This window comes from Alistipes putredinis DSM 17216 (genome assembly GCF_000154465.1).
GTDB lineage: Bacteria > Bacteroidota > Bacteroidia > Bacteroidales > Rikenellaceae > Alistipes > Alistipes putredinis.
In genome coordinates this window covers 243747-260551 of record NZ_DS499580.1, presented here as the reverse complement: position 1 = coordinate 260551, position 16805 = coordinate 243747, and the positions used below count along the sequence as shown (strand labels likewise).

At 43.0% G+C, this 16805-nt stretch carries 13 protein-coding genes; 5 read left to right on the top strand and 8 right to left on the bottom strand.

Annotated elements, in window-relative coordinates:
* Positions 1–27 precede the first annotated feature (27 nt).
* The 5 genes from ALIPUT_RS10035 to mobV all read left to right on the top strand — a co-directional run bounded on the left by ALIPUT_RS10035 (position 28) and on the right by mobV (position 6024).
* On the top strand, positions 28–1179 hold the full coding sequence (locus ALIPUT_RS10035) for a DUF6043 family protein (protein ID WP_004329808.1): 1152 nt from the start codon (positions 28–30) through the stop codon (positions 1177–1179).
* A 127-nt stretch (positions 1180–1306) separates the two neighbouring features.
* Complete coding sequence (locus ALIPUT_RS10030; RefSeq protein ID WP_004329807.1) at positions 1307–1744, top strand: helix-turn-helix domain-containing protein; 438 nt, start codon at positions 1307–1309, stop codon at positions 1742–1744.
* Positions 1737–3125, top strand: coding sequence for a DUF3987 domain-containing protein (locus ALIPUT_RS10025; RefSeq protein WP_004329806.1), 1389 nt, complete (start codon positions 1737–1739; stop codon positions 3123–3125). The genes ALIPUT_RS10030 and ALIPUT_RS10025 overlap by 8 nt, the downstream gene beginning before the upstream one ends.
* A 156-nt stretch (positions 3126–3281) precedes the next feature.
* Complete coding sequence (locus ALIPUT_RS10020; protein ID WP_004329804.1) at positions 3282–4331, top strand: DUF6371 domain-containing protein; 1050 nt, start codon at positions 3282–3284, stop codon at positions 4329–4331.
* A 151-nt stretch (positions 4332–4482) separates the two neighbouring features.
* Positions 4483–6024: a MobV family relaxase gene (gene mobV, locus ALIPUT_RS10015; protein ID WP_004329803.1), complete on the top strand. Its 1542-nt coding sequence runs from the start codon at positions 4483–4485 to the stop codon at positions 6022–6024.
* Positions 6025–6144: 120 nt separating this feature from the next.
* On the opposite strand, the gene ALIPUT_RS10010 is transcribed toward mobV, so the two are convergent.
* The 8 genes from ALIPUT_RS10010 to ALIPUT_RS09975 are packed head-to-tail and all read right to left on the bottom strand — an operon-like array spanning position 6145 to position 16681.
* Positions 6145–6390 carry a hypothetical protein gene (locus tag ALIPUT_RS10010; RefSeq protein ID WP_004329802.1) on the bottom strand — a complete coding sequence of 82 codons (246 nt, stop codon included), beginning with the start codon at positions 6388–6390 and terminating at the stop codon, positions 6145–6147.
* Between the two features lie 2 nt (positions 6391–6392).
* On the bottom strand, positions 6393–8696 hold the full coding sequence (locus ALIPUT_RS10005) for a PHP domain-containing protein (RefSeq protein ID WP_004329801.1): 2304 nt from the start codon (positions 8694–8696) through the stop codon (positions 6393–6395).
* A 20-nt stretch (positions 8697–8716) separates the two neighbouring features.
* Positions 8717–11944 (bottom strand): type I restriction endonuclease subunit R, encoded by a 3228-nt coding sequence (locus tag ALIPUT_RS10000; protein ID WP_004329800.1) that lies wholly within the window; start codon positions 11942–11944, stop codon positions 8717–8719.
* A 12-nt stretch (positions 11945–11956) separates the two neighbouring features.
* Positions 11957–13075 carry a restriction endonuclease subunit S gene (locus ALIPUT_RS09995; protein ID WP_004329799.1) on the bottom strand — a complete coding sequence of 373 codons (1119 nt, stop codon included), beginning with the start codon at positions 13073–13075 and terminating at the stop codon, positions 11957–11959.
* A 3-nt stretch (positions 13076–13078) separates the two neighbouring features.
* Positions 13079–14125 (bottom strand): PDDEXK nuclease domain-containing protein, encoded by a 1047-nt coding sequence (locus ALIPUT_RS09990; protein WP_004329798.1) that lies wholly within the window; start codon positions 14123–14125, stop codon positions 13079–13081.
* Positions 14112–15701 (bottom strand): class I SAM-dependent DNA methyltransferase, encoded by a 1590-nt coding sequence (locus tag ALIPUT_RS09985; protein ID WP_004329797.1) that lies wholly within the window; start codon positions 15699–15701, stop codon positions 14112–14114. Before ALIPUT_RS09985 ends, ALIPUT_RS09990 begins: the two co-directional genes overlap by 14 nt.
* Before the next feature lie 4 nt (positions 15702–15705).
* A complete protein-coding gene (locus tag ALIPUT_RS09980) occupies positions 15706–16470 on the bottom strand; it encodes a DUF2971 domain-containing protein (protein ID WP_004329796.1) in 765 nt (254 codons plus the stop codon).
* A 7-nt stretch (positions 16471–16477) separates the two neighbouring features.
* Positions 16478–16681 carry a helix-turn-helix transcriptional regulator gene (locus ALIPUT_RS09975; RefSeq protein WP_004329795.1) on the bottom strand — a complete coding sequence of 68 codons (204 nt, stop codon included), beginning with the start codon at positions 16679–16681 and terminating at the stop codon, positions 16478–16480.
* Positions 16682–16805: the final 124 nt, after the last annotated feature.

Sequence of the window (16805 nt, the reverse complement as noted above, 5' to 3'; positions counted from 1 at the left end):
CTTTTATATTTAACCCGATAATACAGCATGAATATGGATGAACAACAACTGACCTACGAACAGTTCAAGGAGGACATTCTCCGGTGGAAGAACACGCACAGGGAGGAATACGTCCGTTTCGCACGTCTGATGACAAACGGTGACGAGAAGCAGTACCTTGCCATCTGCCGGGCCATATTCAGACAACTGCCCAAAATCAAAACTGAATGGGAACTGTGCTGGAACGATGACAGTGCGGAGAATTTTGCAAATATAGACCTGCAGTTCAAGGAGAATGCAGTGCCCGGACAGATAGTTGAGCTGTACAGGAAACAGAGGGAAGAGAGTTCCCCTCTGCCTGATACACCTCCTACCACACTTTGGGGCAGAATGAAATCCTTTTTTAGCGGCAAGTCCAAAGATCCGGGTATAACCCTGTCGGCACCGCTTGTGTTGAGCTGGCTGTATTACGGCAAGAGCTTCGAGGCAATGGTCGGCATGGTAGACAGGCAGATGAAGAACCCGAAAGCAGACAAGGCGGACAAAATGAGCTGTTCTTTTGTCATCAGACAGATTATAGATGTGTCCATCAAGAGCGGTTTCCGTACCCAGACCGACTGGGACAGGTACTTTTCCATGAACGAAGCCATTGAAAAGGGCGATGTCGGAGAGTGGGCGTTACAGTCCGTGACAGAGGAAATGGACAGCGGAACAGAGGAAGGACATAATACAGGAACAGGGCAAACATCTGACAATACCCAGACTGTTGATGATGCGCAAAAAACACGCGGACGCCGGAAAGCGAAAGTACAGCCACTTGTAGATTATCTTGATTGTAACGACAAAGATGCTGTTATCGGAGTTATCCGGAAATTCATCTCCAAATATGATACGGCAACAGAGCAGGCTCTGACCTATTATGCCCTGAATGAGCTTGGGCTGTTAACCAACATGGGTAGCGCAAAAGAATTTGCAGCAGCTCTTACCTGTCAGTTTGAAGACATGGGCGGTATAAAAAGCGAAAGCTCCTATCGGCAGGCCATCCACACGCTGACGACAACGCAACACGTCGCAAAAGACGGAGTGAACAAAATGTGCGTGATGATTAATGGCGACATTTGCCAGACCCTGCTGGACGAACTCAAAACCGACCTTATGGAAACTCTTCCCAACCCGGACGAATCAGGTGAAACTGGGTAAAATAAGGTTGTTTGGAGTTGTCAGAATTGTCTTTTCTGTCATGACAAATATGCCAACTTATATTCTTTCAACCACTTTCAATTCCGATATACCTTTGCACCGTCAATCCTTTTCCCGAGGGTCGACGGTGCTTCTCTTTTATAAGCCATCGGAAGCGGGGCATCAGGGAACTTTTGAAGATGGTCGTCAAAAACTTCAAAAGCTGATAGTTATGATTACGATTGAAAGTCTAGTCGAACAGGGAGCGAACGTGAAACTGGAAGTCACTCCCACAGACCTTAAAATGTTTGCGGAATCCATCGTGCAGCGTACCATCATGGCGCAGCAGGAAGAACACAAGGCAGCCATGCAGCGTGAAGCGGAAGAGGGCTGGCTGAACACAAGGCAGGTCCGTGAGTTGCTGAACGTGTGCGAGGGTACGCTCAACCTGTGGGCGAAGCGCGGTTATCTTGTCCCCGTCAAGGTCGGCAACAAGAACATGTATGCCAAGTCCGATGTGCATCGTGTACAGACGGGAGGCAAGTCTGAGAGTGTAACATCCTATTGCAAGAAGAGAAATGGCTGAGATGAAGAACACCCGGCTTGAACTATGTAACAGAATCCGTATGGAAGCGGAGCATACCGAAGATACGGGATTCCCCTTGGATGTGTTTCCCCAGAATGTGCAGTCAATCATACTCGATATGACCAAATACGAGAACTACAAGATTGAGTTCATCGCAACGTCCATGCTGTCGGCTGTGTCTGCGGCCTTGGGCGGCACATACCGCATCCGCATAAAAGGCGACTGGCAGAGCAACGGTACATTGTATGTCATTCTGATAGGCAGACCCGGACTGGGCAAGACCCCACCGTTGGAGGCGGCATTCCGTCCTATCCGAAAACATGACTATGCCCTGTTCAAGGCGTATGAAGCAGAAATGGAAGCATGGAAAGCGGCAGGAGAAAACGGAAGGAAACCAGTTCTGAAACGTACCATCGTTTCCGACTTCACTCCCGAATCGCTTATGCTGACCCATAATAACAATCCGAGAAGTGTGGTCATTCTGGTGGACGAGATAATGGGCATGTTCAATTCTGTCAACCGCTACACGAACGGGCAGCTCATAGAACAGCTGCTTACCGCATGGAGTGGCGGGGCTTTGGACGTGACAAGGGTAAGTAATACTATTCCTGTTCATATAGAACATCCGTGTATCAACATCATCGGGGGTACACAGACCAAGCGTGTGCATGAACTTCTCAGGAAAGGGTTCGAGGAAAACGGACTGCTTGACCGCATCCTGTTCGTATTGCCCAAATCCCCCGAAATATCGCCATGGATAAACCGGGACGATGACGGAGAAATGACATCTTTGGCCGCTGCACGCTGGGAGCGTATATTGGACAAGGTGTTTGCCTTGGAATATGATACAGAAGCGGAAGAGAGAATGCCTCGTGTACTGTCTATGGACAGGGAGGCCAAGGAATACTTCTTCTCTTGGTGGAACAGGAAAGTGGAGCGTATCAATCGGATAGAGGATGATGTCGAGGTGGACAGCCGGGAGATGAAACACCCGGTACACGTGGCACGGCTGGCTCTGATAATCCAAGTCCTGCGTTATGCTTCCGATGAAAGCCATCTTCAGTTTGTGGATACGGTATCAGTTAAAGCCGCCATACGTCTGAATGACTATTTCGAGGATTCATATGTCCGCATCCGTTCCTTTATGGCGAACGACACCTGTGAAGAGCCACCGAAGGTGTTGCTGTCGTTGCTGCCTGATACTTTTGATACAAAGACGGCCATTGCCATAGGCAAAGAGCTACAGGGTATCAGCGAGCGTACTGTGATGAACTATCTGAAGGAGCTATGTCACAGCCGGCTTCTTCGGAAAGCCAAGGCCGGGCATTATGAGAAAATCGTGTATGAATCCGGCAAATATTCCATGAATGAAAATGAATAACCAACCAAAGACTGCAAGGAAATACTCCCTGTTGCAGCTTGCAGTTTTTTCAGTCTTGCAGTTTCGGGGCATTGAAAGCGGAGAATCCCTGCAAAACTGCAAGGACTGCAGACTGCAAATGGCCTTTCGGCTTGCAGAAATCAAAAAGACAGAGCTATGAGTGAATACAGATTCCATCTCCAGAAATACAGGCCGGGTAGCAAGACCGTCTGTCCCGGATGCGGCAGGAAAGGCTGTTTTACCCGATACATTGACGAGGAAGGGCTGGTTTCGTTTCCTGACAATGTGGGCAAGTGCGACCACATCAACAGTTGTGGCTATCATTATACCCCCAAAGAATATTTTAATGACAACCTCGCTGTCAAGGAAAATTTGACCGGGCAAGACAGATATGGCAATGTTATACCAACGGTTATAAAACCGGCAGGAAAGCCATCACCCAAACCCCAACCTCAGATTTCTTATATTCCCTATGCTTGGGTGGAGCAGTCCATGCAGAGGTATGACATAAATCCTTTATACGGATACCTTACCACCGTTGCAGGCAAGGATAAGACAGATTGGTTGTTCAATCTCTACAAAGTGGGTACATCCAAGATGTGGAACGGGGCTACCGTATTCTGGCAGATTGATGTCAGCGGAAATGTCCGTGCTGGCAAGATTATGGGCTATGATGCAAAGACCGGACACCGTGTCAAACAGCCCTTCAATCAGGTCAGCTGGGTACATTCGGTGAGAAAGATACCGGACTTCCACATGAGGCAGTGCCTGTTCGGTGAGCATCTGCTGGCCTATGCTTCATCTATGGCAAGGACTGTCGCCATTGTAGAAAGCGAGAAGACGGCACTGATTGCAGCACTGTTCATCCCTGATTTGGTATGGCTTGCCACCGGGGGAATGCACGGCTGTTTCAACAGCGAGGCCATGCAGGTGCTACGAGGGCGTGATGTGATTCTCTTCCCCGACCTCAAGGCCACGGATGAATGGCGGTGTAAGGTTCAGATGCTGCAATCCGTTTGTAAATCTGCCACCTGTTCCGGACTGTTGGAGAAGATGGCGACCGATGAACAGCGCCGTCAGGGACTGGACATTGCCGACTTCCTGCTGATGGAGGATACACCACAGATGATTCTCGCAAAGATGATACAGCGTAATCCTGCGTTGCAGTTACTCATCGACGAGTTGGATCTGGCATTGGTGGAGTAATCCGAAGTCTTGCTTCGGGAGTTTGTAAGAAAGTCCATAACACAATAAGGACTTTTTGCCTGACAGCAATAAAGTCCCTCGGGCATTCGGCAGAATCCGGTTCGGAGCGAGCAAGCTCAAACGTCAATCATTTATCAAAAGAATACCCTATATGAATAAAGATATAAAACAAGCCATGCATGTCGAAGCCGGAAAGTCATTCGGCACGGCAGAGACCAATGAGAACGAAAGACGTTGGAACGATGACAAGATTGACAGGAAGAATCAGGAGCCGACCAACCACTACGACAAGACCAGAATGAAACTGAATTTCGAGATTGGTCCTGACGGGAAAGTTCATCCGTTGGGTTATCAGGAGAAACCGCTCGAAGTACGTTTGCAGGAACGGTTGGACGAGTTAAACTGGAAGCCGTTCAAGTCGAACAGCAAAATCCAGCCGAACTGTTGTGCGAAATTCGTCTTTGGAGGCAACCATGACCGGACGCTTGAAATGGCTTTCGGGAATCAGTCCGTCAATCTGGAGAAAGGTGCGGACAACAGCCATCTGCACCGTTGCGATGAAATCGAGAATTGGGCGAAGGATGTCTATGACTGGTGCGCCAAACGATACGGACAGGAAAACATTGTCGGGTTTCAGGTACATCTTGACGAGAGCAGTCCGCATATCCATGCCTTGGTTGTTCCGGTAGGTATCCGCCCCAAGAGCGGACGGGAGTGTGTGATGTGGTCGGCAAAGTTTGGGAAAGACCGCTATGAATATGGCCGGATATTGAAAGATATGCACACTTCCCTGTATGACGAGGTTGGCAGCAAATACGGACTTGAACGTGGGGACAGTATTGATGGGCGTAATGTGCAGCATCTGAATAAGCGCGACTATATCCGCAAACTGACCAAAGAGGCGAAACAGGCCGAGAAAGCCGTTAAGGGGCTTCAATCTATGATGCGGAATCTGGAATCAAAGATTTTCAAGTATAGGCTGCAACTTGAAGAGGCGGAAAGGGAACTGGCTTCCGGCAAGATTACACTCGACAGGTATGAGTCGCAGAAAGCGGATATCCAGAAACTCATTGCTGAGTATCAGACCAAACTTGAAGACAAGGCCGACAAGCTCCACGCAAAGGAGCTGGAACTGGAACGGCTGACCGCAGATGCGACAAAAGCCCGTTCGGTTGTCCAGCCGTTCCGTAATCACAAGGTTGATTTCACGCCACCGCAAATTACCGAGAAAGTACCCTTGTTCGGTACGGATAAATGGGTCGAACGTCAGAACCAGCATATCGCCAAGCAGTTTACCGAAATTGTTCGCAAGATAGAATCCCTATATAGAAATGATGCGGCACGGCAGGTTGAAGCCGCCCAGCGCAATGTATTGGCGGATTATGGTGAGTTTTATCAGCTGAGACGGGAGAACAAATCCCTTTCCGACACAAATGAAAGTTTGGAATCAGAGCTGAATACGCTTCTTGAACAGTTGGCTATACCATCTGTTCGCAACCTTATTTTTGCCGTTGCCGATGCACTTATCGGTGGCCAGCCTGTACCGATCTCCTCAGGTGGAGGAGGCTCAACCTCTGATCTGCCTTGGGATGGCCGAAGACCGGATGAGGAGGAAGAAGCGTATCGGAGGAAGTGTTTGCTTTATGCTTCACGAATAGTAAAACATACTAAAATTCGAAGTAGAAATAGATAATTGAACAAGCACTTGCATATCAGAAAATGGAGCAAGGCATTTCTCCATTTTCTGATTATATTTCATATATATATGCCAATATGGTTAGATGTTACCTCGTTTACTATGTATATCCAAATATTAATTAAAAAGACTCATCTCTCCATTTTCTCCTTCGGGATGTACTTTTTTCCATATAGCATCATTTAAACTTTTTATCTGCTCTTGTTCTTCTGGGGTTATCCCTTCACCATATTCACATTCGATAGGCTGTCCATCAAGCAGGGCGGCAATCATTTTGATGTACGAGAACGCCTCCTGCTTTGTGTTATCAAGAATTACAGCAGCAATATCACCGTCTTCTGTTTTATTGAATTTCAGTTTCATATTTAATTGTATTTTTTAAAATTATATTTCTTGACTCTTTTTTTGATTGATGTCCTGCCACCATCAGTCTGATCAGCAATATAGTCCAATACTTTTTGTCCGAAGACTTCGCTTTCTAATGACGCAGAACGAATGGTTATTTTATTACCATCGTTTTCACAAACAACAATTGTTTGGGCATCTGCCATCATTGGTATTGTTGCATTGTGGCTTACCATAATCACTTGCTTACTCCATTTTACAGCTTTGATCGTTTCTGTTAATGTCGAGTTTATATACTTTACAGCCAAATTATCCTCTGGTTGGTCAATAATAATGGGCGCAGTATCTTGTTCATATCCTAGTATTAAATCCAACAAAATTGCCGTTTTCCATCCAGGACTCAAACTGTTAAAATCTTTCCCGTCTTTCGTTATAATTTTATACGAACGTGTATTTAACTCCATTAATTTCGTATATACCCTCTGGGTCATATCGTTGTATGATTCGACATTGGGATTTTTCTTGAAATAACGGCTCATCAAATTCCACGGAGTAACATCTGCAATAGTATTGATATTAGACTTTAAACAGTATTTCAATGCATCTACTAGTACTTTCTCGTTAAAAATAAAGTTATTAATAACAGACAATTTATGTCCTCTTGCTTCTATTTCTCTAGTCTGAAAAGAATATTTTATTTTAATCAACTCTTGTTTACAATGCTTAAAACCCGTAAGAACTTTTATATATTCACCTACAGTTTTAAGTAAACTATCCTTGTTTGTGATGCGGGATTGCTGCTGTCCAAGTTCATCTTTCAGTATTCTATCTACAACTTGTTTATGTTCTTTTACGACCATAGACACATCATCAAACATAGTATAGGCTTTTGCAGCTAAGGTAAGTTTTGTTTTTATGGAGTTAATCTCTTCATTTGCATCTTCAATCAAAGGATTATTCTCTAAAAAAGTTCTAATAGTCTCTATTGCTTCTAAATCAATCTTATATTGATTCGAAGGATACTTAACGAGACTTTCTTCTTCTGCCGTTGGCATCAATATATTCAACGCATTTTTCTTCACGATGCCAGTAACAATCAACTGCCCTGGATTAGGTAATGCATTCAAGGTTCGCTCGCAGTCCTCTATTTTCTCCACGTACTGCAACATTTCACTAATTACCTCATGCAATTTATTTAGACCCGTTGTAATACTACGATTAATTTCATCGTCTGCAGGAAAAATATTCCTTAATATCTCTATTTTATCAATACTTTTTTCGTTATTATCCGAGATGTTTTCTGCTATGAAGTTTTGAGATATATAATATGGGGTCATTCCACTTGTATTCTCTACAATCATATTCTCCACACCATAACGCTCTATATACTTCGAGCCCTCAAAATCCTGATGAATATTTCTATATAATGAATCCACAAATAAAGTTTTCCCGGATGAAGATCCGCCAATTACGACATTCAGACCTTCGGTTAAGTTTACATTCACATCTATATGTTCATTCTGCAATTCTACATGCCCAATATAATCACTTCGTCGTATTGGTTTCTCATGACTAGCCACAAGTCTTGTACTTTCAGAAAGCGAAAGTCGTAATCCATCAAATGTTGGTTGCGCAAACATCCATGTTGGGATGAAATCATCATCATTCCCGCTATGCGAGCGAGGATATATACTGGGAGAATAGTTGTCAGAGCAAGTCACAAGATTAATGAACTCCGATATTCCGAGTCGTTCAAAATATTGATGAGTTGCCTCCAGCCCTTTGGTACTTCTTGATGTAAAACCATCAAATTGATTATAATATATACTTCTATTGATAGCATTATCTAAATTTTCACCATCGTTGATGCTATAATTAAATGCTCCATGTTTTTGTGAGCCGTGTGGTAGTAAGATGAAATCAAATGTGTCAAAACTATTAATGATTTTTTGGATATCTGGCGTATTGGGGTCATTTCGGTCAGGTAATTTATTTGGATATAGTTCATCTAGAATCTCGTTTAGCGAATCTATCACAGCATCTTCTATAGGAGCATTAAAATATATATGACAATGGTACGATTTTGCCTCAGCCCGATTTTGAATGTGTAATTCTACACCAATAATTAAGTTAAGGTCCAGGTTTTGAGCCTTCAAATAGGCAGATTTGTTAATGGTGTTGTGATCTGTTAACGAAATCATAAACGGACTGTCTCCATTTAGTTTCTTTATTTGGCCGACCAATTCTGCTATATCGTAGTTAGTATTCAGATTATTTGCATTCTCTGAAGTATGTATGTGTAAATCTATGTATATTGGTTGCATGTCTATTTGTTCTATTTATATTATTCATGTTTCTTATAATTCTCTACCTGTTCAAGAACTTTCTGGAAGACTTCTTCATCCCATTGAGGAGGATAACCCTCTTTGTAGAGAAGATATGTAAGCTGGCTGGCGAGTTTGCTTTTTAGGTTGTCGTTATTTAGCCAATCGGCATAGACAGCGGTATCATCAATCAGAGTCTTGATTTTCTTTGCCAACTCAATACAACGCTCATCCGCATACTCAAAACCATGTTTGTCCCGCACCTCGACAAGTACATCGAAGAAAGCTTTCTCCTCAAAAGTGATACCCAAAACCTTGAATTTCTCGCTATCAGCTTTAAGCTCTTTCAGAATGTTCATCAGTTTGTTCGACAACCCATTGATTTTGTATGAAACAATGTCACATACATCATTCACTACGTTTTGTGTCACTTCATTGGTGAATGTCAACTTGTCCCTTGTATTATAGGCATCTATCGTATCTTCAAGCATCTTTTGGAAATGTTCGGCTTGTATCTTGTTTGTCCGGCTGTATGCTCTGATTGCTTTGGCTACGAGTTTGCAGAGGATTTGGAACTTAGTGAATGGCATCTTTATATCTTCCACCTCTTTGGCGAATGAGTCGCTAAAAATATTCTCTTCAACACCTTCATTCATTACTCGTTCCACACCACTTGCAAGAATTGCTTCCTGAACCATCTGTTCCACATGCCTGTTCATGCTTTCCGTGTCGTGCTCTGTGGCAGTCATTTTGTTTACGTATGAGCATATACCCATGAAGCATTGACTCCATGCTACCTCTTCTTCAGTCAGAATACCGGCAGGGTTACAGATATTATAAGCAGAACGCAGGCGTTTAACATGTTCCTTGAAAAGTTTGAGGAAAGAAACCTCACCTTTCCGTTCAACACTGTTGGCAAGGATATATTCAGCCGCTTTCTGAATGAACTGAAGTCGGGCAAGGTCATTGTTCCCGAAAAAACGGTCGAATACCAACCCTGACAGTCTCTCTTGCAAAAGTTGCAGTTCGTTTTGCAATACTTCATGTGCAACATCCAAATCTTCCTGTGGTCCGACTTCGCCACCATATTTTTTCATGGCCTTTTTCATCTCTTCGCGGATGCCGATGTAGTCGATGATAAAGCCACACTCTTTTGTGCCGAATTTACGGTTTACACGCGAAATAGTCTGAATAAGCGTATGTTTAGATAGCGGTTTGTCGTTATAAAGCATGGTCAAGCAAGGCACATCGAATCCCGTAATCCACATATCTACATTGATAGAGATATGGAAATTTGATTTTTCCGATTTGAACTCAGAATCAAGAAATTTACGATAGTCTTTGTCTCCAAGCAAATTGTAAAGTTCCTTTTCATCGTCCTTATCCCTGGTCATAACCATATTGACAAATGCGATGTCATTCAGCTTATTCTTTTCGTCCGCTGTCAATACAAGTTCATTCAATGCTTTCTTTTTCTCGAACCATTCGGGCTGCATCTCCCTCATGATTTTATACAGCCTGAATGCTATCTTGCGGTCTGCGCAGGTAATCATAGCCTTTTGCAGACGGTCTGTTGTTTCAGTTCGACGCTTGTAATCTTCGATAATGTCTTTTGCAACACGGCGCAGGACATCTTCATCACCGATAATCACCTCCATACTTGACATGGCAGCTTTGCTTTTGGCAATATCCTCCGGCGTTGCACCTTCATCAGCACATAGGCGATAATACTCTTCTACTTTCTCTGCCTGTTCTTTATTGAGGAACACACGAGCCAATCGAGGGTCATATTTTATTGGGACAGTAATGCCGTCATCCTCCGACTCCTTCATTGTATATTGGTCTACAACCTTTCCAAATACATGTATGGTTTCGTCAATGGGAGTTCCAGTGAAACCAACATAGGTAGCATTCGGCAACGCATCGCGCAAGTATTTAGCAAATCCGTATGTGATTTTCGCTCCTATCTTATCGGCTTCTCCTTCGGTTTGTATGGATAGTTTCGATCCGATATTGCTCTGAGAGCGATGGGCTTCATCACTTAGGCAAATGACATTGGAACGTTCTGTCAACAACCCTGTGGTTTCTGCAAATTTCTGGATAGTCGTAATATAGACACCTCCGGTTTTACGCGTGCTCATCTCTTCTGCAAGTTCTTTCCTTGTCTCAAAGACTTTCACAGCTTCGTCTTCAAGATACTGCTTCGAACGACAGAACAGTTTCCCGCTTTGTGTCTCCAAATCCTCCCGATCTACTATGATGAGAATCGTAGGGCTACCCAATTGCTTCTTGCATCGCAAAACCAGTTGGCGTGCAAGGAACAGCATAGTATAAGTTTTCCCACACCCTGTGGCTCCGAAATATGTACCACCCTTGCCATCACCTCCGACAGAACGCAAATGATTCAGGATATGGTCTCGCAGTTTACGTGTAGCAAAGAACTGCGGATAGCGACATACGATTTCAGTCGTGTCATCTTCTTTTGTTGGATCGGGAAAATAGACATAGTCCCGTAATATCTCTAATATGCGTTCCGGTGAAAGTGCCCCGCGAATGAGTGTGCGAAGCGTGTCAAGTCCCTTTCCGGCTTTGTCTTCATTCTCAATCTTTTTCCATTCGTAGAAAAATTCAAATGGCGTGTATATCGTACCCAAAGCATTCTTTGCTCCGTCACTAATTACCGCCAATGCACAATATTTCAGCAATGCCGGAATATCCCGCATATAGCGCGTGCAAATCTGTGTATGGGCATCGCGTATGGTGGCATTCTGCTTGGTCGGATTTTTCAATTCAATGATGCAGACGGGTATGCCATTTACAAAAAGCAGAATGTCAGGGCGACGGTTCTCACGACCTTGCTCCATGACAAACTGATTGACGCAACGGAAAATATTATGGTCGGGGTGCTCAAAGTCAATGTATTCCAAGCGGAACGGATTATCCCGACCATCACTATATGCAAAGTCGTAGCCGTCACGATAGAGCAAAAAAGCGTTTCGAAGAGCGTAATAGTCATTCTGTCCGCCTGTATTGCGCAGATTGGCGACAATGCCGTCTATCTCGGAGGTGGTCAAATCCCTATCCTTGTATTGAGCGGCAAGAAAATTTCTTAAATCCTCTTCGATAAGCGGGTCAGTATATTTACGGTGGATGTCATCACCGAATGTATATTGCCAATGTGCTTCGCGGAGAAGTTCGATAGTTGCTTCCTCGAATTGACTTTCATAATATATCCCTTTGCCTGCCATAATCGCTGCTATTTAAGAATGTATGACATGTTGAAGCAATGCCGGACAAACTTCGCGTGAAAGCTGGTCGGCTTCTTCGGCTATTTGTTTGGCTTCGTTAGCGCATTTGTAGATATTGACGATTGCTCGTTGAATTTCAATGGGTGGGAGAGGTATTTTTACACGACACATCTCATCAAATTCAAAAAATTCATGCGCACTTCCTTTGGACATATAACGAGCATACCTATCAAATTCAGGTCGTGATACCCACATCCACAAAAAATACGGCTCAATTATGTCCTCATTTGTGATTTTGAAGACTCCATAAGCGGAAGAAACTGTACAATCCGCTCCGGTTCTATATGCAATGGATATTTTCTCTCCATTTCTTGTTGTTGCTCTATTATATCCGAACTGTCCAGTTCTCACAATCTTATCTGATTTAGAATTTAATGCGACTTGTTTCGGTGCCTGAAAAACTTTTGTGTTTGCAATACCTTGAGATAATCGAACTGACAAATCGACATTTCGCTCATCACACTCTTCAATATATGGTCCTATCTCCTGCAAAGGATATTTATGCTTCAATTCCTGAATATAACTTTGGCAGACTTGCATAAGCGGAGCTGCCTTAGCCTCATTTTGTTCTTTGATTTCCCGAAATGCTTTCCACGCATTCACCACTTTTTGCTGTTCGGTGATGGTTGGAAGAGGAATCATTGTATTGCACATATTTCCCCACGAGAACACTTCTCGTGCGCTTCCCCAAGAATTATATCGAGCATATCGATCAAATTCTGGACGGAGGAAAAATAGGTACAAATATTCTGGACTTAATTTGTCCAAAACAGAGACCTTAAATACGCAATATATCGAGGAAATCAAATATGTACAAGAACTGTCATTAAAAGCCAAGGCAACTTTATCTCCTCGTCTTGACGTGTCAGGAACATATGCAAAATATCTAGGTGCAACCAATTTATATGACTGTAAAGGTACACCATCAAGATTGGCTTTAGTATCAATAAAAGTTTTACTGGTACTAATCCCTTTGATAGCCTCTATACCATATTTATTACTGTGATTCCTTTCATCACATTGCTCGATATAATCTCCGAGCCTGACCCATTTTACATTACCAGCATCCATATATCACTCCTCCTTTCCGTGTTGTTCCAAGAAGAAACGTTTTTGCTGTTCTATCTCCCGGCTCAGTTCTTCTTCTGTCGGCATATAGGCCATATATTTGGCTGCAAACAATTGTTCACTACCGTTAAGAACAGAATATTTTGCCATCACCTTATCAGTCTCGGTGCAAAGCAATATGCCTATGGTCGGATTGTCGTTTTCATCTTTTACAAGGTCATCGTACATCCGTACATACATATCCAATTGTCCCACATCCGCATGTGTCAGAGGATGTGTTTTCAATTCAAACAGCACATAACGCTTGAGCTTGATGTTATAGAATACGAGGTCAATGTAAAAATCACCTGTATCTGTTGAAATATGTTTCTGTCTATCGACAAAAGCGAACCCACGCCCTAATTCCATGATAAATTGTTGCAGATGGTCTATTAAGGCTTGTTCCAACTGGCTCTCGTCATATTTGCTATCCTTGCGGAAGCCCAAAAACTCGGCAACCACCGGACTCTTTATATACTCCAATGGATCATTGGCTTCAATATCGGGAGAGGGTAACGCCAATCCTTCCCTTACACAAGCCATACGGCGACCATAGTATTGTGTACCGATGTTGCGGTTAAGCGTCCTCACACTCCACATCTGTTCCGATGCTTCTTTTACATACCACTCTCTGGCCTTAGGGTCTGCAACCTGTATAATCGAGCGGAAGTGCGACCAAGTCAGATTGTGAACACGCGTGTTCACAATCTCCAAATCATTGAAGCACAGATAAAATTGGCGAAAGTAATCGAGATTTCGCTTGCTGAACGTATTGCCGTATTTAGGCATCAGTTGTTCGGCCAATGTTTTAATCAACCGAGTACCATACTGCGCACGAGCTTCTCCATGCTGTTCTTCTTCCACTATACGCCGCCCGATATGCCAATAGGTAAGTACCGTAATTTGATTGGCTGCTGCGTATGCTTGTCTCCGACCTTGTTCTATGATATTCCGAATGTCATCAAAGAGTGTATCGGTTGTTATATTATGATGTTGCAACTTATTCTTTTCCATACCCTAAAATTTTGAAAGCGTTTACGAGTTCCGTTTCGTTTGCATCCCATCTTTTCTTCAGCGCATTAAATTTATCACTCATTTCAGAAAGAGCAGACTGATAGTCTATTTCTGTATCGCGGTCAATGAACTCAATGTATCTGGAGGGTACGAGGGAATATCCCTTTCCCTGAATTTCGTCACGATGCGCAGCATAGTATAATTCAGGCTCGGCATACTCAACAAAATTCTCGGTTTGCCAATTGAAATATATTTGACGTACTCTGTCTATGTCCGCTTCTGTCAGACGGACATATTTCTTCTCGTATATATTACTGTTCCAAGTCCGCAAATCGATGAACAAAATCTCACCTGTGCGGTTGCGTAGTTGCCTTCCGTGCCACGGTCCGCCTTTCTTGTTGTTGTTCAATATCCAAAGAGTGACGGATATATCGGTAGAATAGAACATGTTTCGTGGCAAAACGATAATAGCCTCTACCTTGTCACTTTCGATTAGCAGCTTACGTATTTCAAGTGTATCGCTGTCATCCAAAGCCCCATTAGCAAGTAGGAAGCCTGCAATTCCACGACTGACATTCAATTTGTTAAGAATATGAAGAATCCATGCATAGTTGGCATTGCTGGTAGGAGGCACTCCATAGCCTTGCCAGCGAGAATCGGTTTCAAAACCTCCATATTCGGCATATTTCTTCAAATTGAACGGCGGATTTGCCATGATATAATCAAACTTGAGTTCCTTGTGCTGGTCATCGGAGAATGTGGACACAGCCCTATCACCCAAATGGTAGGAGATGCCTCGGATAGCCAGATTCATCTTTGCCAGACGATAAGTTGCCGGTTCTGATTCCTGCCCATACACGTTGACGGCTTTCGTGTTTCCACCGTGAGCCTCTATGAACTTTGCCGCTTGAACAAACATCCCTCCGGAACCACAACAAGGGTCATAAACCGTCCCGTCAAATGGCTCAATAAGTGAGGCGATAAGCTCTACGATGGAATGTGGCGTATAAAACTCTCCTTCCTCTTTGTCTGTGTTTATGGAAAAAGCCTGCAAAAAATACTCATATACACGTCCTATGAGGTCGTGGTCATTGAATTTCTGAGGGTCTATCTTGTTTATCTCATCCACTACGCTTTTCAGAACTCCCGGTTCAAGGGCTGTTTTCGTGAAAATTTGCTGCGGAAGAGCATTTTTCAATTTAGGTTCGTTGTCATCCAAAGTTTTTATAGCTGTATCGAAAGCGATAGCCATGCCTGTTGGTGATGTGAGAATCAGTTTGTCCCAAAACGTTTCATCTGTCAGGAAAAACACACCGTCCTGCATATATTGATTGGGACGTGAAAGTTGCAGCTCAATGAAATCCGTATCATGAATGCCTTGAACTTCCACTATCTCATGCCTGATTTTCTCCTTTTGCTGTTTGAACCGTTCTCCTATGAATTTCAAGAATACAAGAGTTAACAGCAGGTCGCGTTTATCTGTCATGGCTGCACGCCCACGCAGACTATTACGACAATTGAAAAGTATCGTTTCAAGGGTTTCTTCCTTTACAGCTTTATTCTGTTTCTTAGCCATTTTACTATTTTATCAATTCAGTATTCAACTTAAAAGCATTTGCATCAATTCCCATTTGGTAAATCTTAATGTCAGGATTTAATTTTCGTGCAACGCTTATTATTTTTGATTTCTCATCTGTATCCATATTGATTCCCAGATAGACAGACTCAAAGCACTCTCCTCCGATTTCAGGAAAAGCCCGAACCTCTTTCCAATCAATCGGACCTTTTTCATCATTCTGATCCGGCAATAAACTCATATATGTCGGCCAAGGATCTAAAATAAACAGTCTGACCTCTTGTTCATGTTCCCAAGCTTTTGCTTTTGTAGATAATTGATAACGGAAGAAATCTTCTGCATCCCTAAAATAATTAGGCTTCTCTACAATATCCTTGTATTGTACTTCCACCTCAGAACAACCAATCATGATTGTTCCTTGTATTATCGAAAGATACTTTTTGGCTTTCTCCATATCCAGGCCAATACAGATCCCTTTATGCTTGCTATAATAACTCCACATCAAGATTGAATCATAGATTTTAGAAAGGCTGCATATCCACACCTCTTCTCTGGTTCTACGAAATGGATCTCTTCTCAATTCTTCAATTATTTCCGGAGTCCATCCTCCACACGCTTCTTTCGGAACATTGGAGAAATCAATTAACGACGGGTGACAATCAAACGGGTCGTTCAACTGCGTAGCATTGGTAAATTGAAGATTACTATAATGTAGCATCATCAATCCACCGGTAAAATCTAGATATTTATATAATTTGACTGCTTCCATAAATTTATTATTCCGTTCTCAACAAGTCATCCACGGTTACACCCAAAACTTTGGATATTTGAATCAGCGTCTCTACATTGGGTTGTGTTGTATTGGTAACCCATTTGGAGATTATGGCAGGATCTTTATCCAATTGTTCCGAGAGCCATTTATTACTTCTGTTTTTCTCTGCGAGAACGACTTTGATTCGGTTCAGTAATTTACGCTCCATATTTATATGACTATCCAATATGGTTACAAAGATACAAATTATATGGGAATATATTTGATTTATCAGGTTATATATTGCAGAAGAACACAAAAAAATGATTAAATCATCAATTTGTTCTGCGAAA